We start from the raw sequence: 21,828 nt of genomic DNA on the forward strand, positions 1-21,828 counted from the left end.
GCTTGGTGCCAACGATAACAGCGGATGCTATCGCTTATTCGGGTCGCACCCAGGCAGTACCCGGGCTGTGCCCGGGTATTTTTGACGCCCGCTGAAAAGACGCAGGGTTTTGAAAACCAGCGCTCAGATCACGTAGCCGCCATTGGGGCTGATGACCTGGCCGACCAGGTAATGGTCTTGCGCCGCCAGAAACACAGCCACATTGGCGTATTCCTCGGGGCGGCCGAGTCGCCCGCTGGGCACCATTTGGTAGAGGCTGTTTTTTTCTGTTTCGCTGGCGTTGGCCAGATACGACTCGAACGGTGGTGTGAGCACGCCGCCGCAGGCGATGGCGTTGACGTAGATGTTGGCACCGGCCACATCGAGCGCCGTGGTTTTTGTCAGGCTGATCACGCCCGCCTTGGTGGCCGAATAGCCCGGGCTGTGCGTGCTGCCTGCACTCAGCCCGGCAATCGACGCGATGTTGATGATGCGCCCCGACTTTTGTGGCTGCATGAAGCGCAAGGCGGCTCGCGTGCAATAGAACACACCGTGCATGTTCACGCCCCACCACTTGAGCCAGTCCTCGTCGGACAGCGAGGCCACGATGCCCAGCGCCTGCCGGGGCATGGGCGTGGTCATGTAGGCGTAATGCCGGTTGCGCCGCTCGGTCTCGGCGGGCGAGTTGGGGATGCGTGCCGCGTTGTTGACCAGCACATCCACCGTGCCAAAGCGTTGCCCGGCCTCAGCAAACATGCGGTCCACCGCCGCGCTGTCAGACACGTCGCATTCGAGCGCCAGGCAGTTTGCACCCAGGGCCTGCACCGCCGCTTGCGTGGCGTGCAGGGCGTCCATGTTCACATCGCAAATGACCAGCGATGCGCCTTGCTTGGCCATGGCCTGGGCGATGGTGCCGCCCAAACCCAGACCGGCCCCGGTGACCAGCACCACTTTGCCTTGCAGTGACAGGGATGTCGTCATGGTGATTCACTCGGGCTTGTAGTTGACCGATTTGAGGATAACGCCCACCGACTCGTAGTCTTCTTGCAGGCTTTTGGCCATTTGCTCGGGTGTGGGAGGGTTCTGGGTGTTCACGTTCAGGCCCACGGCCATCAGGCGGTCACGCACGGCCGGGGTGGCCAGGGCTTTGAGCGTTTCTTCGCGGATGCGTTTGAGCGCGGCATCGGGGTGGCCGGGCACGGCCCACAAGCCCATCCAGGCGGTGCGGGTCATGTCCTTGAAGCCCAGCTCGGCCAGAGTGGGCACATCGGGCAGGGCGTGCGAACGCTGGGGTGACGTGACGGCAAAGGCGCGCAATTTGCCGCCCTTGATGTTGGGGATGGACGTGGCCAAGCCGTCAAACATGAACTGGACAGAGCCGCCCATCACATCTTGCAGTGCCGGTGGTGAGCCTTTGTAGCCCACATGGTTCATGTCCAGCCCCGCCAGTTTGTTGAGCTGCAGACCCATCACATGGGACATCGTGCCCGGTGTGTAAGACGCGAAGTTGATTTTGCCCGGGTTGGCTTTCACGTAAGCGATCATTTCTTTCAGGTCCTTGGGCGGCAGCGCGGCGTTGCCCACCAGCACCAAGCCACTGCCCGCCAACTCCACCAAAGGCTTGAGGTCCTTGAAGGGGTCGTATTTGGGCTTGATCGAATAAGGCAACTCGGTCACCAGCGCGTTGACCGACAGCAAATAAGTGTGGCCGTCCTTGGGGGCGGACAGCATGGCGTCCATGGCAATGGCGCCACCTGCGCCGGGCTTGTTGTCCACCACCACCGGCTGGCCCATGCTGGTGGAGATGGCATTGCCCACCAGGCGGGCAATGATGTCGGCCGTGCCACCTGCAGGTGCGCCGACCACGATCTTGATGGGGCGATCCGACAGGGGCTGGGCTTGTGCGCCCGCGCCGAATGTGCCGAAAGCGCTGAGCGCTAGCCCCAGTGAAAGCAGGGCGCGGCGGTGTGCAGATGAAGGACGTGTGGTGGTGTTCATGTGTGTCTCCTGTGTGTTTGGGGTAGGGGTCAGATGGACTGGACGTGTCGCACCGGGGTGCCGCGTTCGCCGGGTCGGCGGTTGGGGGCGTAACCCAAACGGGCCAGGGTGTCATCGGTGTCCTTGTAGAACTGGCCGATCTGGTAAATCTCGCGGGCTTCGTCGCCGTTGGCCACGTCGCGGTTGAGCAGTCGCGCCTGCTTGACCATGTGCTCGACCTGTTGCACCGAGGTCATGCGTTCGCGGTGCGGGCCATTGAGCGTGTCTTCAATGCCGCAGCGCACATGCAAGCCCAGCGCAATCGCCACGGCCGTCATGGGGTACACATGGCGGTTGAGGGTTTCAATCGTCAGCACGGCGCCATCGGGCACGCGGCGCACGAACTCCAGCATGTCGACCGGGTTCAGGCCCGCTGCCCCGCCGCCAATGGCCACGTAATTCAAGATCAGTGGGCCGTTGTAATGGCCACGGCGGATCAGGCGCTCGACCGTTTCGAGCTGGTGGATGGTGCCCAGCATGAAGTGCGGCTGGATGCCCGCACCCACCAGGCGGCGGATGTGTTCCTTGTGCCAGCTGGGGTTGGACGGGACGATCATGTCCTGGTAGGCGGCCTGCAGTTGCGGATTCTCAAATGAAGTGCCCGTGAAGTCGCCGTCCATCATCAATTCCATGATGTTCATCTGGCTGGTGTTGATGGCCACGGTCACCTGATCCGGGATGGGGTTCAATTCGGCCAGCATGTGCCGCGTGTCGTCCGACAGCCATTTGGCGGTTTGCCCATCGTCCTCGGGGGCGAACGAGATCGAGCCGCCGACCTGCAAAATCATTTTGGGCACGGCTTCGCGCAGGCGGGCCAGCATCTCGTTGAACATGGACAGGCGCTTGCTGCCCTTGCCATCGGCCTCGCGCACATGCACATGCAGCACGGTGGCACCCGCGTTGTAGCAATCGACGGCTTTCTGGATCTGGTCATCCATGGTGACCGCGATGTCATCGCTGTCGCCCGGCACCCATTGGGGGCCATAAGGCGCGACCTGGATCACGAGTTTTTGTTGATTTTCAGGCAGAAGGGAATCGTCAAGGAAATGCATGGGAGTGACCTTTTTAAAAATTCAGACTGGGTTTGGGGTTTGGCGGGCTGCGACTTCTTCGAGCAGGATGGGCGCGCCCATGCTCATGGTGTGGACACCCAGCACCGAGGTCAGCTGCAGCACGGCCGCGATTTCTTCCTTCGTCACACCCAGCGCCAGGGCTTTTCGGATGTGTGTGCGCACGCCGGGGGCATACATGTGGGTGCACGAGGCATCGACCGCGATGGCGATCAATTCGAAAGTCTTGGGGTCGAGCACATGTTGGCCGTGCAGTCCCATGTTCAGGAACTTTTCCATCCAGACCTTGTCGACTTCGGCGATCGGGTCCCAATTGGGATTCCAGTAGCCGTTGGCGTGCAATGCATCGCTGATGGGGGTTGGGAACGAATCGGGGGTGTCTTGAGTGGACATGCGTGTGTGGTGTTTTGAAACTGAACCCAGTATTCAAAAAACGAAGCCATCCCAGTTGACAAAATGGGACATTGAATTACCATTTTGGGACTTTACGGGAATCCCCTATGTCCACCCTGATCCGCAGCGCCAGCCTGACCAATTTCGCAGAAATTGCGCAGCAATGCGGCCTGGACCCTGTGGCCTTGGTGAGAACGGTGGGCTTGCCCGTCAAATGCCTGACCGATCCGGACTTGAAGATCGACACCAACGCGGTGGTGCGGCTGCTGGAGATGGCGGCGCGCGATGCGGCGGAACCCGCTTTCGGTTTGCGCATGGGCGAATCGCGCAGGTTGTCCAATCTGGGGCCTTTGGGTTTGCTGTTGCGCGATGAACCCACGTTGCGCCATGCGCTCGACGCCATCGTGCGCCACATCCGGGTGCACAACGAAGCCTTGGTGATTCGCATCGAGGAGGTGGACAAGCTGGTGTTGATTCGCGAAGAGTTCGCCATGGGCCTTTCAGAAGCCAAGCGGCAGGCGGCTGAGTTGGCCATGGCTGTGACTTACCGCATCCTTAGCCTGTTCATGGGCGCGGCATGGCGGCCGCGTCTGGTTTGCTTCTCTCACAGTGCGCCCGCCAATCGCGCAACGCACCACCGTGTTTTTGGTGACCAAGTGGCGTTCAACCACGAGTTCATTGGTTTGATGTGCAGCCAGTCCGACCTAGACCAACCCAACCCCAGTGCCGACCCGGTGATGGCGCGTTATGCGCAGGAATTGATCGCCTCCAAGGCGGTGGATGCGCCTTCCTTCGCGCACCAGGTTCAGCAACTGATTTTGTTGCTGCTGCCGCTGGGGCAGTGCACCGCCGATGTGGTGGCGCAGCATCTGGGCTGCGATCGGCGCACCATCATGCGGCGGCTCGCGGCAGAAAATACCGGCTTTCATCAACTGGTGGATGAACACCGCCGCCAGATCGTGGGGCAGTACCTGCTGGACAAATCCAGACCACTGGCGCAGGTGTCTAGCCTGTTGGGTTTTTCGGCTCCCAGCGCGTTCTCGCGTTGGTACCGCGATCAGTTTGGCGCTCGTGCGCGCGATGCTTGAGCGCGTTGGGCGCCTCGCACTTGTCTTCACTCAAAGCAGCGCTGCGTACACCAAGTCCCTGAAGAGCGGCCGATAGTAATCGCGCTGGTTGGGCGCCTGGATCATCAACATCGCCACCATGTCGAGCGCCGGGTCCACAAAGAAGGTGGTGCCTGCGATGCCGCCCCAGTAATACAGACCCACGGAGCCGGGCACGGGCGACAGGCCCAGGTGGGTGCGCACCGCAAAGCCCAGGCCAAAGCCATGGCCCGGTGGCAGCAAGGTGCCGTCGGCCGGGATGCCGCCCAGGTGGTCGGCGGTCATGAAGTCCACCGTGTGCGGGCCCAGCAGGCGCACGCCGTTCAGCTCACCCCGGTTGCGCAGGCATTGCAAGAAGCGGGTGTAGTCCATGGCGGTGGACATGAGACCACCGCCGCCGCCTTCCATGGCGGGCACCTGGCGCGGCTCCAGCACTTTCATCGGCACGCCACCGTCAGGGTCGTGCGCAAAGGGCTCGGCAATGCGGTGCTGCTGATCGGGCGGCACGGCAAAGCCGGTGTCCACCATGCCCAGCGGGCCAAAAATTTCGGCTTGCAAAAATGCGCCCAAGCCTTGGCCGCTGACCACCTCAACCAGCCTGCCCAGCACATCGGTGGCGCGGCTGTAGGCCCACACGGTGCCGGGCTGGAACTGCAAAGGCAGCGCGGCCAGCGTTTGCGAAAACTCGGCGTTGCTTCGATCACGCGAGGCGATCTTCACCTGCCCGTATTGCTGCTGCACGGGCGATGTGCCCAAAAATTCATAGGTCAACCCGGCCGTGTGGCGCAGCAGGTCTTGTACGGTAGCGGTGTTGCGCACCGGCTCCAGCCCGTGGGCGGTGGCGACTTGCTGGTTGGCAAATTCGGGCAGCCAGCGGCTGACCGGGTCGCTCAGCAGCAACTGCCCGCGTTCGACCAGCATCATCACCGCCACCGACACCACCGGCTTGGTCATCGAATAGATGCGAAAGATGCTGTCGGTCTGCATGGGCGTGCCCGTGGCGGAGTTTTGCTGGCCCACCGCCTCGAACAAGGCGATCTGCCCGCGCCGGGCGACCATGGCCACAGCCCCGGGCAGCCTGCCGCTGGCCACTTCGCGGCGCAGCACGTCCATCAGCCGCTGTGTGCGGTCAGGACACAGGCCCACGTCAGCAGGGAGGGCTTGGGGCAAAGCGGGGTGAGTGGTCATCGGGTGCTCCTGAAGAAGGGTGTTTTGTACACCAGCACGGTGCACAGGGGTATCACCTGCGGCGCAGACGCCCGCCTGGCTTGTCGCCCATGCGTCAAAGAGATGAACCTTTGCATTGAGCGAGCGTTGCTAGACTGAATTCATGCGCATTTCAGAACTTTCAGCCAAGACCCAGGTGTCGGTGCATCGCTTGCGGCGCTATGAAGCGGCTGGCTTGATCGTGAGCCAGCGATTGCCCAACGGCTACCGCGACTACGACGAGAAAACCGTCAAGCACGTCATCTTCATCGCCATGTCGCGGGAGATGGGTTTCTCGCTGAGCTTCATCGCCGAGTATTTGCCCAAATTCCAAAATGGCAAGTTGACGCCTCAGGAAATGATTGAGGCGATTCATCAGCGTGTGGCCGACATCGACAAGGTCATTGCAGAACACAAAGCGCTTCGCAAGAGGCTGATCGACCACATCGGCTGGTTTGAAACCAAGCAAAGGAAATTGAAATGAGTCCACTCGACATGTTGAAAAAAATCAATGCCATGGCCGAATTCAATCGGTGGTGCGGCATTGAAGTGACGGTGGCCGAATCGGGTGTGGTGGAAATTCAAATGCCTTGGCGTCCGGAGGTCGGGCAGTATTCGGGTTTCTTGCACGCGGGTTTGATCGGCACATTGATCGATACCGCCTGCGGGTTTGCTGCCGCCACTGTGGCGGGGCCGAATGTGTTGGCCGCTAATTTTTCAGTGAACTGCTTGCGGCCTGCTGTGGGACAAAAGTTCATTGCTCGGGCACGGGTGGTCAAGCCCGGTAAAGCACAAATTTTCACAAGCTGTGATTTGTTTGCAGTGGTTGCAGTGGTTGCAGAGGGTGAGAAACTGGTGGCCAATGGCCAAACCTTGCTCACAGTAATTCAAGCCGCGTGAGCCAGGATGTGCCAAGGCTGAAGGATCAGTGTGGCAAGTGCCAAAGCTCCATCCCCCGCTGCGCCTTGCTGGCATCGCTGGGCGTGAGCGTCACGGGGCCTTGCGGTGTCTGGCGCAGCACATCGGCCAGCGCCATCAGGGTGGACTCGGGGCCGCTCAGCAGTTCAAGTTCCAGCTCCAGCAGCGGCTCACTCAAATCGGTGCCGGGCACATGAATGCGGCCCTGGTCGAGGGCGACTTCTATGCTTGCCGCCGCGTGGGTGATGACCCAGCGCTGGCGTTCAAAGTCGGTGCAAAACAGCGCCCGCAAGTCGGGGCGCAAGGCCATCAGGTCGGCAGCCAGCGCGGCGTCGTCCATCAGCGTGTCGAAGGCCAAGGTGCCCGGGGTGGTTGGGCCTTCCCATTCCTGTCTGCGCGACAAGTCGTTTTGGCTTTGCCCGGCAGTCTTGACGGTCAGCAACCACTGATCGCCCGCCAGCCGTTCGCGCACCGCCATGCGGCGGCGCTGCAAGGCCAGATCGGGCGTGTCGAAATAGGTGTTGAGCAGGCGTTGCGTGCTGCCTGCCTCCGCCAGCAGCGGGTGGGCCAGCAGGCGCGGCAGGTCGGGTGCGGACAGGCTCAGTTTGAGTTCGGTTTCCATCCTCGGTGATCATATTAAGCGGCGAGCGCGGTAAAGCGCTCGCGCAGGTAAGCCACGATCGCCCCCGAATCTTGCAGCCAACGGGTTTGCCCGTTGGCGTCAGTGATTTGGAGGCAAGGCACTTTGGTGGCTCCACTGCCTTGCAACAGTTGTTCGCGGTTGGCCGCGTTGTGTTGCGCGTCACGCTTTTCAATGGGCAGCGACAGGCGGCGCATTTCCTGGCGCACCTTGATGCAAAACGGGCAGGTGCTGAACTGGTACAGCGTCAGGCTTTGGCATTGCAGATCCACCGCAGCTTGTGCCGTTGGCTCACGCTGCACACCTGCGGGTTGAGTCAGACGCTCTTTGAGCAGCATGAAAGGGCCCAGCACAACGCGCAGGGTTCTGAAAAAGGCACGGATCACGGTTTTCATAGGGGTATTCAAAAATTCGAAAATGGGTTGGACAAACAATGCAAAGGATCTGGGCAGTCGGATGTCATGACAGCAAACGCGCCAAATAATGCCCCGTGAAGCTGGCCTTGTTCTTCGCCAGCTGCTCCGGCGTCCCCTCGCCCAGCACCGTGCCACCGCCAGCGCCGCCTTCCGGCCCCATGTCGATCAGCCAGTCGGCGGTTTTGATCACGTCGAGGTTGTGTTCGATGATGACAATGGTGTTGCCCGCATCGCGCAGCTGGTGCAGCACTTTGAGCAGCAGGTCGATGTCGGCAAAGTGCAGGCCGGTGGTGGGTTCGTCCAGGATGTAGAGCGTGCGGCCGGTGTCGCGCTTGGACAATTCGAGAGCGAGCTTGACGCGCTGCGCTTCGCCGCCTGAGAGCGTGGTCGCGCTTTGGCCCAGGCGGATGTAGGTCAGGCCCACATCGAGCAGGGTTTGCAGTTTGCGGGCGATGTTGGGCACGGCGCTGAAGAATTGGTGCGCGGCTTCCACCGTCATGTTCAGGATCTGAGCGATGTTCTGGCCCTTGTATTGCACTTCCAGCGTTTCGCGGTTGTAGCGCATGCCGTGGCACACGTCGCAGGGCACATAAACATCGGGCAAAAAGTGCATTTCCACCTTCACCATGCCGTCGCCTTGGCAGGCCTCGCAGCGGCCACCGGTCACGTTGAAACTGAAACGCCCTGGGCCGTAGCCGCGCTCGCGTGCAGCAGGTACCTCGGCCATCAGCTCGCGGATGTGGGTGAACAGGCCCGTGTAAGTGGCCGGATTGCTGCGCGGGGTGCGGCCAATCGGTGACTGGTCGACGTTGATGACCTTGTCGAAGTGCTCCAGCCCTTTGATCTCTTCGTGGGCGGCTGCTTCGTCGTGTGCGCGGTGGATCTGGTGCGCCGCAGCGGCATAAAGCGTGTCGTTCACCAAGGTGGACTTGCCCGAGCCCGACACGCCGGTCACGCAGGTCAGCAGACCCACGGGGAACTTCACGTTCACGCCCTTGAGGTTGTTGCCCGATGCACCAACGATCTCGATGAAGTCCTTACCCGCCTTGTGACGCTTAGGGATCTCGATCTTTTTGCGGCCCGACATGTATTGGCCCGTCACCGAATCTGGCGCGGCCAAAATGTCGGCGCAGGTGCCTTGCGCCATCACGCGTCCGCCGTGCACGCCCGCGCCCGGCCCCATGTCGATCACGTGATCCGCCACGCGGATCATGTCTTCGTCGTGCTCGACCACCAGCACGCTGTTGCCAATGTCGCGCAGGTGTTGCAAGGTGCCGATCAGGCGGTCGTTGTCGCGCTGGTGCAGGCCAATGCTGGGCTCATCCAGCACATACATCACGCCCGTGAGGCCCGAGCCGATTTGGCTGGCCAGGCGGATGCGCTGCGACTCGCCGCCCGAGAGCGTGTCGGCGCTGCGGTCTAGGCTTAGGTAGTTCAGGCCCACGTCGTTGAGAAACTTCAGGCGCAGCGCAATTTCGCGCACCACTTTGTCGGCGATTTCGGCTTTGGCGCCGTGCATTTTCAGGCCTTGAAAATACTGTTGAGACTCCCCCAGCGTGATGTGGCTGATTTCGTAAATGGCGCGAGCTTGCGCGCCTTCGCCGATGCGCACATGGCGCGCTTCGCGCCTCAAACGCGTGCCTTGGCAATCGGTGCAGGCCTGGGTGTTGCGGTAGCGGGCCAGGTCTTCGCGCACGACCGACGAGTCCGTCTCGCGGTAGCGCCGCGTCATGTTAGGAATGATCCCTTCAAACGGGTGCTTCTTGCTGACTTTTTTGCCTTGCGAAGCACCGGACTCCATCACGTAGCTGAACTTGATCTCTTCGTCGCCAGAGCCGTGCAGCAAGACCTGCTGGTGTGCGGGAGCGAGTTTTTCAAACGGGGTTTCGATGTCGAACTGGTAATGCCTGGCCAGGCTTTCGAGCATGCTGAAGTAAAAGCCATTGCGTCGGTCCCAGCCCTTGATGGCCCCACTGGCCAGACTGAGTGAGGGGAAAGCGACGACCCGCTCGGGGTCAAAAAATGCCATGGTGCCGATGCCGTCGCAGGTGGGGCAAGCGCCCATGGGCGAGTTGAACGAGAACAGGCGGGGCTCCAGCTCGCTGATCGAGTAATGGCACACCGGGCAGGAGAACTTGGCGTTGAACAGGTGCTCGGTGCCGGTGTCCATCTCCAGTGCCACAGCCCTGTGCTCGGCCAGGTGCAGTGCGGCCTCAAAGCTTTCGGCCAGGCGTTGGCGCAGGGCGTCTCTCGCCTTGGCGTCCTCTTCAGATCGGATCTTGATGCGGTCTACCACCACATCGATGTTGTGCTTCTCGGTCTTCTTGAGCGTGGGCAGGTCTTCCACCTCAAAGGTCTGGCCATTGATGCGAAAGCGCACATAGCCCAGCGCCTGCATCTGCTCAAACACCTTCTCAAACTCGCCTTTTTTCTCGCGCGCAATGGGCGCCAGGATCATCAGCTTGGTGTCTTCGGGCAGGGCCAGCACGGCGTCCACCATCTGGCTCACGGTCTGCGCCTGCAAGGGCAGCTCGTGGTCGGGGCAGTACGGCGTGCCTGCGCGGGCGTACAGCAGGCGCAGGTAATCGTGAATTTCAGTGACCGTGCCCACGGTGGAGCGTGGGTTGTGGCTGGTGGCTTTTTGCTCGATGGAAATGGCGGGCGACAGGCCCTCGATCAGGTCCACATCGGGCTTGTCCATCAGCTGCAAAAACTGCCGCGCATAGGCCGACAGGCTTTCCACATAACGGCGCTGGCCTTCGGCGTACAGCGTGTCAAAGGCCAGGCTCGACTTGCCCGAACCCGACAGCCCGGTGATCACCACCAGCTGGTTGCGCGGGATGTCGAGGTCGATGTTTTTCAGGTTGTGGGTGCGGGCACCGCGCACGCTGATGTGGGTTTGCCGCAGCGCTGACGCCAGATACCGCGCTTGTTCGGGTTCGTCGGGCAAGGAAGGGGGGGCAACAAGGTTCACGGTGGGCGGCCAGATCAGCAAAACCTTTGATTATCCCCGTCGGGGCTGTTTTTGGCACCGGGGCTGGCCAATCAGGGACAATCACCCCTTTCCTGACCCACCGCCGCTGGCTGTTCCGCGTGACCGAAACCCCTGAAAAGCAATCTGCTCCCTCGTCCGTGTCCATGACGCCCATGGAGCGGCGCGCCAGCGCTTCGCTGGCGGCCATTTTTGCGCTGCGCATGCTGGGCTTGTTTCTGGTGTTGCCGGTGTTTGCCCTGGAGGCACGCAAATACCCGGGCGGCGATGACCCGGCCTTGTTGGGTTTGGCCATGGGTATTTACGGCCTGACACAAGGGGTGTTGCAGTTGCCTTTCGGCATGGCGTCGGACCGCTTTGGCCGCAAGCGGGTGATCGTGTTGGGCTTGATCATTTTTGCGCTGGGCAGTTTTTGGGCGGCGGCCGCGACCGATTTGACGGGTTTGCTGGTGGGGCGCAGCTTGCAGGGCGCAGGGGCTGTGTCTGCTGCGGTCACGGCTTTGCTGGCCGATTTGACCCGCGACGAGGTCCGCACCAAAGCCATGGCCTTGGTGGGGGCCAGCATCGGCCTGATGTTTGCCTTGTCTTTGGTGGTGGCACCTGCTTTGGTGGTGGTCATTGGTTTGTCCGGCTTGTTCGGCTTGACGGGGGTGCTGGCTTTGTTGGGTGTGGCCGTGGTGGTCTGGGGTGCGCCCCCGGCACCGCCCCAGATGAAGGGCCAGGCGCGGGGCCGTCTTGCAGATGTGCTGCGCCATGCGGGCTTGATGCGCCTGAATTTCGGGGTGTTTGTGTTGCATGCGGTGCAGCTGGCCATGTGGGTGGCGGTGCCGGCCTTGCTGGTGCAATCGGGTTTGCCCAAGGCCGCGCATTGGCAGGTTTATTTGCCCGCCGTGCTGGCGTCGTTTGTTTTGATGGGCGGTGTTTTTGCCCTGGAGCGGCGGGGGCACCTCAAAAAAGTGTTTTTGGGTGCGATTGCCTTGATCGCGTTGGTGCAAGTTGGCTTGCTGGTGCAATCGTCGGGCACCTCCAGCGTGACGGCCATGGCGGGGCTTTTGTTTGTCTTTTTCTGCGGTTTCAATGTGCTGGAAGCCACGCAGCCCAGCATGGCGTCGCGCATGGCACCCCCGGCGGTGCGGGGCACGGCATTGGGCGTTTACAACACTTTGCAGTCGCTTGGCTTTTTTGTGGGCGGCTGGTTGGGCGGTTGGCTGGTGAAAAGCTGGGGCAGCCCGGCGCTGTTTGCTTGCTGCGCTGTGGCCATGTTGGTGTGGTGGCTGGTCGCGCTGTCCATGCAGACGCCAGGGCGTGCTGCACCCGTTCAGGCCAGCGCGTAAAAGCCGCATAATCCGGGTCTTATCGAGGAGTTTTCATGGCATCCGTCAACAAAGTCATCATCGTCGGCAATCTGGGCCGCGATCCCGAAACCCGCTATTTGCCCTCTGGCGATGCTGTGAGCAACATCAACGTGGCCACGACCGACCGCTACAAGGACAAAGCGACCGGCGAGATGAAGGAAGCCACCGAGTGGCACCGCATCAGCTTTTTTGGCAAATTGGCCGAAATCGCAGGCCAGTACCTGAAAAAGGGCTCGCAGGTCTACGTTGAAGGCAGCTTGCGCACACGCAAATACACAGACAAAGACGGCATCGAAAAATTTGCCACCGAAATCCGTGGCGAAACCATGCAGATGCTCGGTGGCCGTCAAGGCATGGGCGGCCCGTCTGATGACGGCGGTGGCGGCGGCGGTTATGCGCCTCGCCAGTCGGCACCGGCTGCACGCCCGGCGGCAGCACCTGCCCAGCGCCCAGCGCCCGCACCCAAGCCAGCGGCCAGCAGCTTTGACGACATGGACGACGACATCCCGTTCTGATTGCACTGAACCGATGGTTTCCCCAACCCGTGGCCAACACCACGGGTTTTTTTACGCCAATGAAAGACCACCACGCCATGATTGAAAGTCGCTCTGCGTCATCTGTGCAGCATTTGAGTTTTGCGTGGTTTGCCATGGTCATGGGCTTGTGCGGTCTGTCGCTGGCTTGGCAGCGTGCGGTGCCCCATTGGGGGCCTGTGGCCCTGCAGGTGTCGGTGGGGGTTGGCGTGTTGGCAGGCTCGGTGTTTCTGGCCTTGCTGCTGGCTACGCTGTGGCGGGCGATCCGCTTTCCTGCGGCGGTGTGGGACGATGCGAGCCATCCGCTGCGGCACGTGTTTGTGGCGGCCCTGCCCTCGTCTTTTGTGCTGATCGCCACCGTGGGCGTGGTGCATGGCGGTGCCAGTGGGTGGGCCAACGCTTTGTGGATGCTGGGTTCGTCGGGCTTGCTGTTGGTGACCGTGGGGGTGGTTCAGCGGTGGTTTCAGCCGGGGCTGACAGCGGCCCATTTTTGGCCGGCCATGACGCCGGCCTTGTTCATTCCGGTGGTGGGCAATGTTCTGCCCGCTTTGGCGGGGGTGAGTTTGGGGCACCCGGTGTGGGCGGCTGCGCAATACGGCATTGCGGCGGTGCTGTGGCCGGTGGCTTTGGCGCTGGTTTTGGTGCGCATTGGCACCGTGGGCATGTGGCCGCAGCGCTTGTGGTCCGCCACTTTCATCACCATCGCACCGCCTTCGGTGCTGGCTTTGTCGGGTTTGCAGTTGGGCGCGCCCGAGGTGCTGGTGCACATGCTGTGGGGCGTGGCTTTGTTGTTCACGCTGGTGTCCATGACGGTGTTCAAGCGCTGTTTGGCGCAAGCTTTTGGCATGCCTTTTTGGGGCATGTCGTTTCCATTGGCCGCTTCTGCGGCATTGTCTTTGCACTTGTCTCCTGCGCAGGGCGGGGTGCAGGCCCTGGCCTTGGGCTGGCTGGTCTTTGTCTCGGGCGTTATCGGGGGCCTGCTGCTGGCCACACTGCGTGGCTTGTGGCTGGGTCGTTTGTTGGTGCCGGAAGCACCTGCACAACCGCCCGTGCTGCCTTGAGGGCCTGTGCCGTGGTGCATGGCCAGTGGCTTGCCGCGTTTATGTCTGTGCGGGTTGAAACTGTTTCGTTCCGGGTACGTTGACCGTTTGGCAATGCAGCGGTTCAAAATGAGGGCATGAACGAAATCACCTCGCGCTATTTGCCGGTGGACGATGCCCAGCGGCGGGCTTTGCACAACGAAGTGCATGCCCGACCATCGGCCCGGGTGCGCTTGCCTGCCTTGATTGTTTATGTGGCGGTGCTCAACGAGGGCATCAGCCGCGAACAGGAATGGCAGCACCTGAGAAATTTGCCCGGTCATGCCGACTTGGCGCTGGACCAGTTGAACGGCAACTTTTTGCGTTTGCGCTGCGATGGTTTCACCGTCAAGTGGGAGCGCCACACCGAGTTCACCCGCTATTCGATTGTTCAGGCCTTGCCGGCGCATGCCGGGTGGGGCGCAGCTTCGCCGGAGTTGGCGTCGCAAGTGGTGACGGGCAGCGAGTGGCTGCGGTCCATCCCGGGCAAGACGGTGGCCGCCATCCACTTGGGTATGCTGGCGGCCAATTTGGATGCACCTGATACCGTTGCGCGAGCACAGGCCTGGTTGGGCGAGGGCGCTGTGGTGGGCTCCCGCATGGGCAACACCACCGAAGGTTTGCCGCATTCTTGCGTGTTGACCCATTTCCGGCTGGGTGCCGATGGCTTTGAGCGCATGCTGGTGCTGGCCCCGGCGGACACCAGCGAGGCCCGTGCCGGGCGCATTTCACAGCGTTTGCTGGAGCTGGAAACTTACCGCTTGATGGCGCTACGGGGTTTGCCTGTGGCCAAAGCCTTGTCGCCTGTGTTGTCCGATGCCGAGGCCCAACTGGCCGACATCACGGCCAGGCTGGAGCGCAAGGGCGACAGCGACCAGGCGTTGCTGGATGTGCTGGTTTCGTTGGCGGCCCGCATCGAACGCGCCACGGCCGAGCACGGTTACCGGTTCTCGGCCACGCGGGCGTATGACACTTTGGTGAGCCAGCGCATTGCCGAGTTGCGCGAACGCCCCATTGCAGGCACCCAGACGGTGGGCGAGTTCATGCAGCGCCGTTTGTCGCCCGCCATGGCCACGGTGGCGGCCACGGCGCATCGTCTGGCGTCTTTGTCTGAGCGGGTGTCACGCACCAGTGCCTTGCTGCGCACGCGGGTGGACATTGCCACCGAGTCGCAAAACCAAGTCTTGCTGGAAAAGCTCACCAAAGGGCAGGCGCTGCAACTGCGTTTACAAAGCACGGTGGAAGGCCTGTCGATCGCAGCCATCTCTTATTACGTGGTGAGTCTGTTGCTCTATGGTGCCAAGGCCCTGAAGGCGATGGGGGTGCCGATTCAGCCGGAAGTCGCCGTGGGTGTGATGGTGCCCTTGGTGCTTTGGGGTGTGTGGCGCACCACCCGCAAAATCCACGAGAAGCTGAAGGCTTCAGACGCTTGAACATGTGCTGACCAGCGCGGCCCATTCAGGCCGTCAAAGTGGGTGCGCTGTGGATCACGCCACCGCCCAGGCACACGTCGCCATCGTAGACCACGGCGCTTTGTCCGGGCGTGACTGCCCATTGGTTCTCGCTGAAGTTCAGCTCAAAACCGGCTTGTCCATCGGCCATGTGCATGTTTTGCAAACTGCAGGGCGCATCGGCCTGGCGGTAACGCGTTTTGGCGGCGTAGCGGCCAGGCTCTGGCGCTGTGCCTGCACACCAGCTCACGTCGGTGGCTTGCAGCATGGGCGATTGCAGCCACGGGTGGTCGTGGCCTTGCACCACCCAGAGTGTGTTTTTTTCGATGTCTTTGCGGGCCACAAACCAGGGCGTGTGTTCGCCGCCGCCACGCTGCGCCCCCTTGGCCTTGATGCCGCCAATGCCCAGGCCCTGGCGTTGGCCCAGGGTGTAAAAACTAAGGCCCACGTGTTGGCCGATGGTGCGACCCATGGGGTCTTTGATGGGGCCGGGCTCTTTGGAGATGTAGCGGTTGAGGAACTCCCGGAAAGGCCGCTCGCCAATGAAGCAGATGCCGGTGGAGTCTTTCTTTTTGGCGTTGGGCAGGCCGATTTCTTCGGCGATGCGGCGCACCTCGGTCTTGTGCAGTTCACCCACCGGGAACAAGGCTTTGGACAGCTGTGCCTGGTTCAGTCGGTGCAAAAAGTAGCTTTGGTCTTTGGAGGCGTCGAGCCCCTTGAGCAGCTCGTGCCGACCTGTGGAAGTGTTCAGCCGCACGCGGGCATAGTGCCCGGTGGCGATTTTTTCAGCACCCAGCCGCATGGCGTGGTCCAGGAAGGACTTGAACTTGATTTCGGCGTTGCACAGGATGTCCGGGTTGGGTGTGCGCCCGGCCTGGTATTCGCGCAAAAACGCCGAGAAAACGCGGTCTTTGTAATCGGCCGCAAAATTGACGTGCTCGATTTCAATGCCCAACACATCGGCCACGGCCGCTGCATCGACAAAATCGATGTTGGAAGAACAGTATTCGCTGTCATCGTCATCTTCCCAATTTTTCATGAAGATGCCAATGACGTCATAACCTTGTTGCTTGAGCAAATAGGCGGTGACAGCTGAATCGACGCCGCCGGACAGGCCGACGACCACGCGAGGGAGTTGGGACATGCCCCAATTATCCCGTGTATCCCGTGACTGCCCACGCTGTCTGTCGGGGGCAAAAATTTATAATGCGAAACTGGTCAAAATTCATGAGCCGAACCTGCACTTGGTGCCAACACTTCAGAACATTCTTGCGCGATGTCGCGCATGGCCTGTTCGTCATCACCCACAGTGGTTTGGCCATGGTGGGCCTGACCGTGGCTGCCTTGGTGATGGCGTTGTGGCTCAGGCCGGACTGGTTGCGTGCTGCAGAGGGCGAGGTTTTCAACTGGCTGCGTGAACGGCAGGTCTTGCTTTCGTGGTTGCCAGAGAACACGGCCGAGCGGGCCACGGCCGTCGAGCTCAAGGATTTGCCGGCCGACCAAGCCGCTGTGGCGCAGTGGCTGGGTCAAAAATACCGCATCGCACCTGAGCCATTAGCGGCCTTGGTGGCCGAGGCGCACGTGTTGTCGAAGACGCACAAGTTTTCCCCCTACCTGATTCTTGCGGTGATGGCGATCGAGTCAGGCTTTCACCCGTATGCCCAGAGTTCGGCAGGGGCCCAGGGGTTGATGCAGGTGATGACCGAAATTCATGTTCAGCGGTATGCCGCGCATGGCGGTCGGATGGCTGCTTTTGACCCCATTGCCAACATGCGTGTCGGGGCCGATGTTCTGGCTTATTGCATCCGCACCAAAGCGGGCGTGGTGGAAGATGGCTTGCGCTATTACCTGGGGGCAGCAGAGTCCACGGACGATGGGGGCTATGTCGCCAAGGTCTTGTTGGAGCAAGACAGGCTGACCCAGGTGGCGAACGGGGTCAAGAACGTTCCGATTCAATGAGTGGTGCTTGGCACCACATTCAGAATCGGGCGCCGCGGGCCAGCAAGGCGTTTTGCGTCGACATCCAGGCTTGTTGTTGATCGGCGCTTGGATAAGGGGCAACGTTCGGGATGGCGGCTTGAGCTGGGCCAGGCTGACTCAATAAGGGCGCAAGGCTGTTGGCGATGGCCGAGTAGTTTCTGGGGTGGTAGCGGTCTGCGGGCTGAAATTGGGCCAGATCAATGGTTTTGTCCCCATGCTCCCGAGCAACAGACTGCACCAGTGCCCGTGCTTTTGGGTCATAGGGCAAGACCCAAACCCTTTCTTTGGCATTGAGCTCGGTGCGAATGCGTTGCAGGTTCTTGGTGATGCGTTCAGGCGTGTAATACCCATTGACCGGGCTGTTGACAAAATCATTGGTGCCCACAGAAATGATGGCCAACTCGGCGTTCTTGACCCCGGGGTTCTTGTTCAGTTGGTCCAGAATTTGAGGGCTGCTGTGACCACCCACGGCGTTGATCGCGAAGCTGCCTTGGATTTGTGTCAGAAATTTTCGACCCGGCGCAAATTCGGGGGTGATGCCACTTTGCTGCAGCACGGCACCGCCAATGCCCACGGCGATGCTGTCTCCTACGACGGCGACTTTGGGGCCTGTGTTTGCAGTCCATGCGGCGCTTGGGGTTGGCATGGGCGCAGGTGTTTGCAATGTAGCCTTGCCCGCTGAAGTGGCGTTTGCCGTGGGGGTGGTCACGGTTCCCTTGGATGTCAATGCCGAATGGGCTGCAGAGAATTTGAGGGTTTGACCCGTGTGGATCAGGTCGGGGTTGGCGAGTGCATTGTTTTTGGCCACGGACATGGCCATTCGATGGACTTCCGAGGCTTTCGGTGCCTGTCCGTGCTCGTTCAGATACTTTCGGGTGAGTCCGATGAGGGTGTCTCCGCGTTGAACCTGAACCCGTTCACTGGCCGTAGAGGCCGAGGGCTGGATTTGAGCGAGGGTTTCCCGGAAGTTGGTGCGCTGGGGATTGCTGCTGGCGTTGTGGGCTCTTGTTTCGGCGCGCGCAGGTCCTCCTGCGTCCGCCATGGCGGGCGCGGTAGCTTGAAATGGCCCCACGGACTTCATAGAAAGAGATTCAGTTTCGTTTCAACGCAGGAACATCGTTTTTTTGACACCTGAACACAGGTAAAGCAATATGTGTGCCCAAGTTTGGTGTGCTGTGATGCTATGGGGGCTCAAAATAACGATGCCCACTTACAATGCCTTGCCACAGGGGCCATGGGGCCCGAAGGTGTTTTGCCCATTGATCATGCTGTCCTTATGTCCCGCGATCATTTTTTATCAAGCTGGATGCATCGGTTTTTGAGGCTGTGCATCTTTGGCGCTCTGTGTCTGATGCACCAGCCATCGGCCTGGATCGATGCGCTTGATGGGGCGGTGCCTGACCGGTTTGATGTGGTTTCAGATGAGTTCGAGGCCCGTGGCCCTGTGGATGCGGCTTTCGTTGAGCGTGTTTTCGAGACCATTTGCAAGTCCGGGGTCCGCCATCCACGGATCGTCATGCGCCAAGCCATTCTGGAGACGGGCTGGTTCCGTAGCCCGTTCTTGATGACGCGCAACAACTTGTTTGCGTTCAGACGCGGTCATTACCTGCGTTTTGACCAATTCGGGCACAGCATCCTGTTTTACAAAGCATGGCAAGACAAGAATATGCCGGGCGTTGTGGGCGACTATTATCTGTTTCTGGACCGCATTCAATATGGCAGTCCCGACTACACTACCCATCTCAAAAATATTACCTGGAACAGGGATTGCTGATATTCCTTGGTTCCGATAGAGCAGTGACATGGTTTTTTCGAGCCTGACGTTTCTTTTTTTCTTTCTTCCCGCTTGCCTGATTTGCTACTACGCCTTTCCCCAAAGGCCGGTCCGCAATTTTATTTTGACGGTGTTTTCGCTCATCTTTTATGCATGGGGTGAGCCGATCTGGGTGAGTTTGCTGATCATTTCCTGTGTCTGGGATTTCTTCAACGGGCTGTTCATTGATCATTTCAAAAACAGGAAGGCGATTGCGCGCTTCGGTGTGATCAGTTCCCTGACGGTCAATCTGGCATTGCTGGCCTCTTTCAAATATGCCGACTTCATTGTCGAAACGGTGAATGCCTTGACGGGCATGGGTTTCAAGGCGCCAGGAATCTTGTTGCCTATCGGAATTTCTTTCTACACCTTCCAAACCATTTCGTACACCATTGATGTGTATCGGGGTGAGGTGCCTGCGCAGAAAAATTTCCTGAACTTCATTCTTTTTGTGGTGTGCTTTCATCAGTTGGTGGCAGGACCTATCGTGCGGTACTCACACATCGCCCGTGAAATCGAAGAGCGTGTGTTCAGCTTGCCTGACTTCAGCAACGGGGTGACCCGCTTTTGCAAGGGCTTGTTCAAAAAGGTGTTTATCGCCAACACCGCAGGGGAGTTGTGCTTGCGGTTTTTGGGCCAGGACATGAGCCAGACCACGGTCGCAGGTGAATGGTTTGGCCTGTTGATGTACAGCTTGCAGATTTATTTCGATTTTTCCGGCTACTCCGACATGGCCATTGGTTTGGGCTGGATGTTCGGTTTTCATTACCACGAGAACTTCAAGCACCCCTATACGGCGACTTCCATCACCGACTTCTGGCGCCGCTGGCACATCTCGCTCGGCACATTTTTCAGGGACTATGTTTACATTCCGCTGGGCGGAAACCGGCGGTATCCCATTCGCAACATGTTCATTGTTTGGGGGCTCACGGGCATCTGGCATGGGGCCAGTTGGAACTTTGTGCTTTGGGGGCTGTACTTCGGCGTGATCCTCTGGCTCGAAAAGCAGCTGTTGTTGCGGGTGCTGGAGGCGTTGCCGAACTTCCTCAAGCACGTGTATGCCATTTTCTTCATTGTTTTGGGCTGGGCCATCTTCTTCTTCACGGATTTGGGCCGTCTGGGCAGCACCCTCAAAATCCTGTTCGGGATGGCCGATGTGCCCCTCTACAGTTTTGAGCTGGATGCGGCGTTCTGGGCCAATGCCTATTGGCTGGCATTTGCCTTGATCATGTGTGCTCCCTTGTATGCGCGCATGCATGCCTGGCTCAAGCAACGCCTCACCGTGATCACCTACCAATGGACCGTGGCTGCCCAGAACCTGGTGTTCCTTGGGGTCAGTGTGGTGCTTCTGGTGGGGCAGACCTACAACCCCTTCATTTATTTCCGATTCTGACCATGCAGCACCATCATTCCACCCCTTTCATGGACTGGACGCAAACGATTGTGTTCTCAGGGTTGTTGATTGGTTTGGGCGTTTTCTTTGTGATGTCACCCAAAGATGCGGTCTCTGAAGGTGAGAAGCGCAAACTCGCACAGCTCCCGGAATTTTCTTGGTCAGCCATGGGTCAAGGGACCTACATGAAGCAGATCGACGACTTTGTGGCCGACAATTTTGTCTTCAGGTATGTTTTGACCGATGCGGCCGGACAAATCAAGCAATGGCGAGGCTGGGCTCAAGACGATATCCAGGTGTTCTCGGACAAGGGTGCTCACCAAGGCGGTGCCACATCGGCCTCTGCGTCGTCTGCAGCACATGAGCAGCATGTCGCCCCGGCACGCTCACCTGCTGGCGTCGCTGTTTCAAGCCAGGCACCGCAGTCACAGATGGGGGGGGATCGCGCGGGCAACCCTCGCCCGGCTGAACGAGCCGTTGGCCATGCGGACGGAGAAGCCACTGCTGTGTCTCAGGCAGAAGATGCGCCCTATCAGAACATTGAGTCCGTCATCATCTACAAGAACCGGGCGGTGCAAATGCTGGGGGGCTCTCCCCAAATGGCGGCACCCTTTGCCTCGGTGATTGGGCGCTACCAGCAGGAGTTGCCGCAGACCACCATTTACTTCATGCCCATTCCCATTGGGGCGGACTATTACTTGCCGAGCAAAGTCAACAAAGGGGTGATGCGTGAAAAGTTGGTCATTGACCATGCGTTGAGCTTGTTGCCATCACAGGTGCGGCCTGTGCATGCGTATGAAAAACTCGCGCAGCACACATCCGAGTATGTGTATTTCAATACGGACCACCATTGGACAGGCTTGGGCGCTTACTACGCCTATACCGCTTTTGCCGAGGCCGCCCACATCACCCCCTTGCCCTTGAGTGCCCTGACCAAAAAAGAAATCCCCCATTTTCTGGGAACTCTTTACCATCGCACGCTGTCTCCAGTGCTCAAAAGCAAGGGCGATACGGTGGAGTACTACAAGGTGCCGGTTCATACCGGTGTCAAGTTTTATTCAGCGGGCTCACGTCAGGGACAGCCGACGCAGTTGTATGCCGAATACGCGCGCGGAGCGGGGGCTTACGGCGTCTTCCTGGGCGGTGATTACCCCATGATGAAAATCACCAGCGACGTCAAGAATGGGCGCAAGATCGTGATGATCAAGGACTCGTATGGTAATGCGTTTGCCCCTTATCTGGCATCCCACTACGAAGAGGTTTATGTGCTTGATTACCGTCATTTCAACGGCAACATCAAGACCCTGATTCAGGAAGAGGGCATTCAGGAGTTGTTGTTTGCCCACAATTCATATGTATTCCTCAGTGGTTACACGGCTCAACGTGAGCGCGGGTTCTTGAGTGGCGGAGCGCCTGTGGCCCGCAAGGTGTCAGTTTCTGAGGCTGCGCGATGAAAAGGAGTTTTTC

Annotated in this window: 22 protein-coding genes; 11 read left to right on the forward strand and 11 right to left on the reverse strand. The window is 59.9% G+C overall.

The genetic code is table 11. The features are described from left to right. Positions 1-123: 123 nt before the first annotated feature. Genes ACZ5VE_RS00250 through ACZ5VE_RS00265 form a run of 4 tightly spaced genes read right to left on the reverse strand, consistent with a single transcriptional unit; the run spans position 124 to position 3,479 of the window. Positions 124-960 carry an SDR family NAD(P)-dependent oxidoreductase gene (locus ACZ5VE_RS00250; protein WP_464456106.1) on the reverse strand — a complete coding sequence of 279 codons (837 nt, stop codon included), beginning with the start codon at positions 958-960 and terminating at the stop codon, positions 124-126. 6 nt (positions 961-966) lie between these two features. Further along, entirely contained in the window at positions 967-1,977 is a 1,011-nt protein-coding gene (locus tag ACZ5VE_RS00255; RefSeq protein WP_464456107.1) for a Bug family tripartite tricarboxylate transporter substrate binding protein, read from the reverse strand. Positions 1,978-2,006: 29 nt separating this feature from the next. Further along, the gene (locus ACZ5VE_RS00260) at positions 2,007-3,068 is read right to left on the reverse strand and encodes a beta-keto acid cleavage family enzyme (protein WP_464456108.1); all 1,062 of its coding nucleotides are present in this window, start codon (positions 3,066-3,068) and stop codon (positions 2,007-2,009) included. 21 nt (positions 3,069-3,089) lie between these two features. Next, positions 3,090-3,479 (reverse strand): carboxymuconolactone decarboxylase family protein, encoded by a 390-nt coding sequence (locus ACZ5VE_RS00265; RefSeq protein WP_464456109.1) that lies wholly within the window; start codon positions 3,477-3,479, stop codon positions 3,090-3,092. A 107-nt stretch (positions 3,480-3,586) separates the two neighbouring features. Here ACZ5VE_RS00265 and ACZ5VE_RS00270 point away from each other — a divergent pair, with 107 nt between their 5' ends. Beyond that, positions 3,587-4,567 carry an AraC family transcriptional regulator gene (locus ACZ5VE_RS00270; RefSeq protein ID WP_464456110.1) on the forward strand — a complete coding sequence of 327 codons (981 nt, stop codon included), beginning with the start codon at positions 3,587-3,589 and terminating at the stop codon, positions 4,565-4,567. A 30-nt stretch (positions 4,568-4,597) separates the two neighbouring features. Here the strand turns inward: ACZ5VE_RS00270 and ACZ5VE_RS00275 are convergent, their stop codons facing one another. Then, positions 4,598-5,773, reverse strand: a complete 1,176-nt coding sequence (locus ACZ5VE_RS00275) for a serine hydrolase domain-containing protein (RefSeq protein WP_464456111.1) — start codon at positions 5,771-5,773, stop codon at positions 4,598-4,600. A gap of 142 nt (positions 5,774-5,915) precedes the next feature. Here ACZ5VE_RS00275 and ACZ5VE_RS00280 point away from each other — a divergent pair, with 142 nt between their 5' ends. Next, on the forward strand, positions 5,916-6,275 hold the full coding sequence (locus ACZ5VE_RS00280; RefSeq protein WP_464456112.1) for a MerR family transcriptional regulator: 360 nt from the start codon (positions 5,916-5,918) through the stop codon (positions 6,273-6,275). Beyond that, positions 6,272-6,691: a PaaI family thioesterase gene (locus ACZ5VE_RS00285; RefSeq protein WP_464456113.1), complete on the forward strand. Its 420-nt coding sequence runs from the start codon at positions 6,272-6,274 to the stop codon at positions 6,689-6,691. Before ACZ5VE_RS00280 ends, ACZ5VE_RS00285 begins: the two co-directional genes overlap by 4 nt. 25 nt (positions 6,692-6,716) lie before the next feature. Here the strand turns inward: ACZ5VE_RS00285 and ACZ5VE_RS00290 are convergent, their stop codons facing one another. The 3 genes from ACZ5VE_RS00290 to uvrA form a co-directional block, all read right to left on the reverse strand. Beyond that, positions 6,717-7,331 carry a CYTH domain-containing protein gene (locus ACZ5VE_RS00290; protein WP_464456114.1) on the reverse strand — a complete coding sequence of 205 codons (615 nt, stop codon included), beginning with the start codon at positions 7,329-7,331 and terminating at the stop codon, positions 6,717-6,719. 14 nt (positions 7,332-7,345) lie between these two features. Next, positions 7,346-7,744, reverse strand: a complete 399-nt coding sequence (locus ACZ5VE_RS00295; protein WP_464456115.1) for a glutaredoxin family protein — start codon at positions 7,742-7,744, stop codon at positions 7,346-7,348. A gap of 64 nt (positions 7,745-7,808) precedes the next feature. Continuing rightward, the gene (gene uvrA / locus ACZ5VE_RS00300) at positions 7,809-10,739 is read right to left on the reverse strand and encodes an excinuclease ABC subunit UvrA (RefSeq protein ID WP_464456116.1); all 2,931 of its coding nucleotides are present in this window, start codon (positions 10,737-10,739) and stop codon (positions 7,809-7,811) included. A gap of 164 nt (positions 10,740-10,903) precedes the next feature. Between uvrA and ACZ5VE_RS00305 the strand changes: the two genes are divergently transcribed. From ACZ5VE_RS00305 to ACZ5VE_RS00320, 4 genes are all read left to right on the forward strand, one after another. Beyond that, positions 10,904-12,091 carry an MFS transporter gene (locus ACZ5VE_RS00305; RefSeq protein ID WP_464457525.1) on the forward strand — a complete coding sequence of 396 codons (1,188 nt, stop codon included), beginning with the start codon at positions 10,904-10,906 and terminating at the stop codon, positions 12,089-12,091. A gap of 35 nt (positions 12,092-12,126) precedes the next feature. Next, complete coding sequence (gene ssb / locus ACZ5VE_RS00310) at positions 12,127-12,627, forward strand: single-stranded DNA-binding protein (protein WP_464456117.1); 501 nt, start codon at positions 12,127-12,129, stop codon at positions 12,625-12,627. A gap of 77 nt (positions 12,628-12,704) precedes the next feature. Next, positions 12,705-13,706, forward strand: a complete 1,002-nt coding sequence (locus ACZ5VE_RS00315; RefSeq protein WP_464456118.1) for an SLAC1 family transporter — start codon at positions 12,705-12,707, stop codon at positions 13,704-13,706. 116 nt (positions 13,707-13,822) lie between these two features. Next, entirely contained in the window at positions 13,823-15,157 is a 1,335-nt protein-coding gene (locus ACZ5VE_RS00320) for a DUF3422 family protein (protein WP_464456119.1), read from the forward strand. A gap of 25 nt (positions 15,158-15,182) precedes the next feature. On the opposite strand, the gene mnmA is transcribed toward ACZ5VE_RS00320, so the two are convergent. Next, positions 15,183-16,319, reverse strand: coding sequence for a tRNA 2-thiouridine(34) synthase MnmA (gene mnmA, locus ACZ5VE_RS00325; protein WP_464456120.1), 1,137 nt, complete (start codon positions 16,317-16,319; stop codon positions 15,183-15,185). A gap of 83 nt (positions 16,320-16,402) precedes the next feature. Between mnmA and ACZ5VE_RS00330 the strand changes: the two genes are divergently transcribed. Next, positions 16,403-17,134, forward strand: coding sequence for a transglycosylase SLT domain-containing protein (locus ACZ5VE_RS00330; RefSeq protein ID WP_464456121.1), 732 nt, complete (start codon positions 16,403-16,405; stop codon positions 17,132-17,134). 19 nt (positions 17,135-17,153) lie between these two features. Here ACZ5VE_RS00330 and ACZ5VE_RS00335 read toward each other — a convergent pair whose 3' ends face one another. After that, on the reverse strand, positions 17,154-18,197 hold the full coding sequence (locus ACZ5VE_RS00335; RefSeq protein WP_464456122.1) for an SGNH/GDSL hydrolase family protein: 1,044 nt from the start codon (positions 18,195-18,197) through the stop codon (positions 17,154-17,156). A 192-nt stretch (positions 18,198-18,389) separates the two neighbouring features. Between ACZ5VE_RS00335 and ACZ5VE_RS00340 the strand changes: the two genes are divergently transcribed. Beyond that, positions 18,390-18,929: a hypothetical protein gene (locus ACZ5VE_RS00340; RefSeq protein WP_464456123.1), complete on the forward strand. Its 540-nt coding sequence runs from the start codon at positions 18,390-18,392 to the stop codon at positions 18,927-18,929. Here ACZ5VE_RS00340 and ACZ5VE_RS00345 read toward each other — a convergent pair. Beyond that, the gene (locus ACZ5VE_RS00345; protein WP_464456124.1) at positions 18,907-19,434 is read right to left on the reverse strand and encodes a hypothetical protein; all 528 of its coding nucleotides are present in this window, start codon (positions 19,432-19,434) and stop codon (positions 18,907-18,909) included. The two genes, ACZ5VE_RS00340 and ACZ5VE_RS00345, sit on opposite strands and share 23 nt — an antisense overlap. A gap of 21 nt (positions 19,435-19,455) precedes the next feature. Here ACZ5VE_RS00345 and ACZ5VE_RS00350 point away from each other — a divergent pair, with 21 nt between their 5' ends. Together ACZ5VE_RS00350 and ACZ5VE_RS00355 are read left to right on the forward strand one after the other, a co-directional pair. Then, the gene (locus ACZ5VE_RS00350; RefSeq protein WP_464456125.1) at positions 19,456-20,361 is read left to right on the forward strand and encodes an MBOAT family O-acyltransferase; all 906 of its coding nucleotides are present in this window, start codon (positions 19,456-19,458) and stop codon (positions 20,359-20,361) included. A gap of 2 nt (positions 20,362-20,363) precedes the next feature. Continuing rightward, positions 20,364-21,815 carry a DHHW family protein gene (locus ACZ5VE_RS00355; RefSeq protein ID WP_464456126.1) on the forward strand — a complete coding sequence of 484 codons (1,452 nt, stop codon included), beginning with the start codon at positions 20,364-20,366 and terminating at the stop codon, positions 21,813-21,815. The last annotated feature ends 13 nt before the right edge of the window (positions 21,816-21,828 follow it).

It is taken from the genome of Limnohabitans sp. INBF003 (assembly GCF_055396645.1).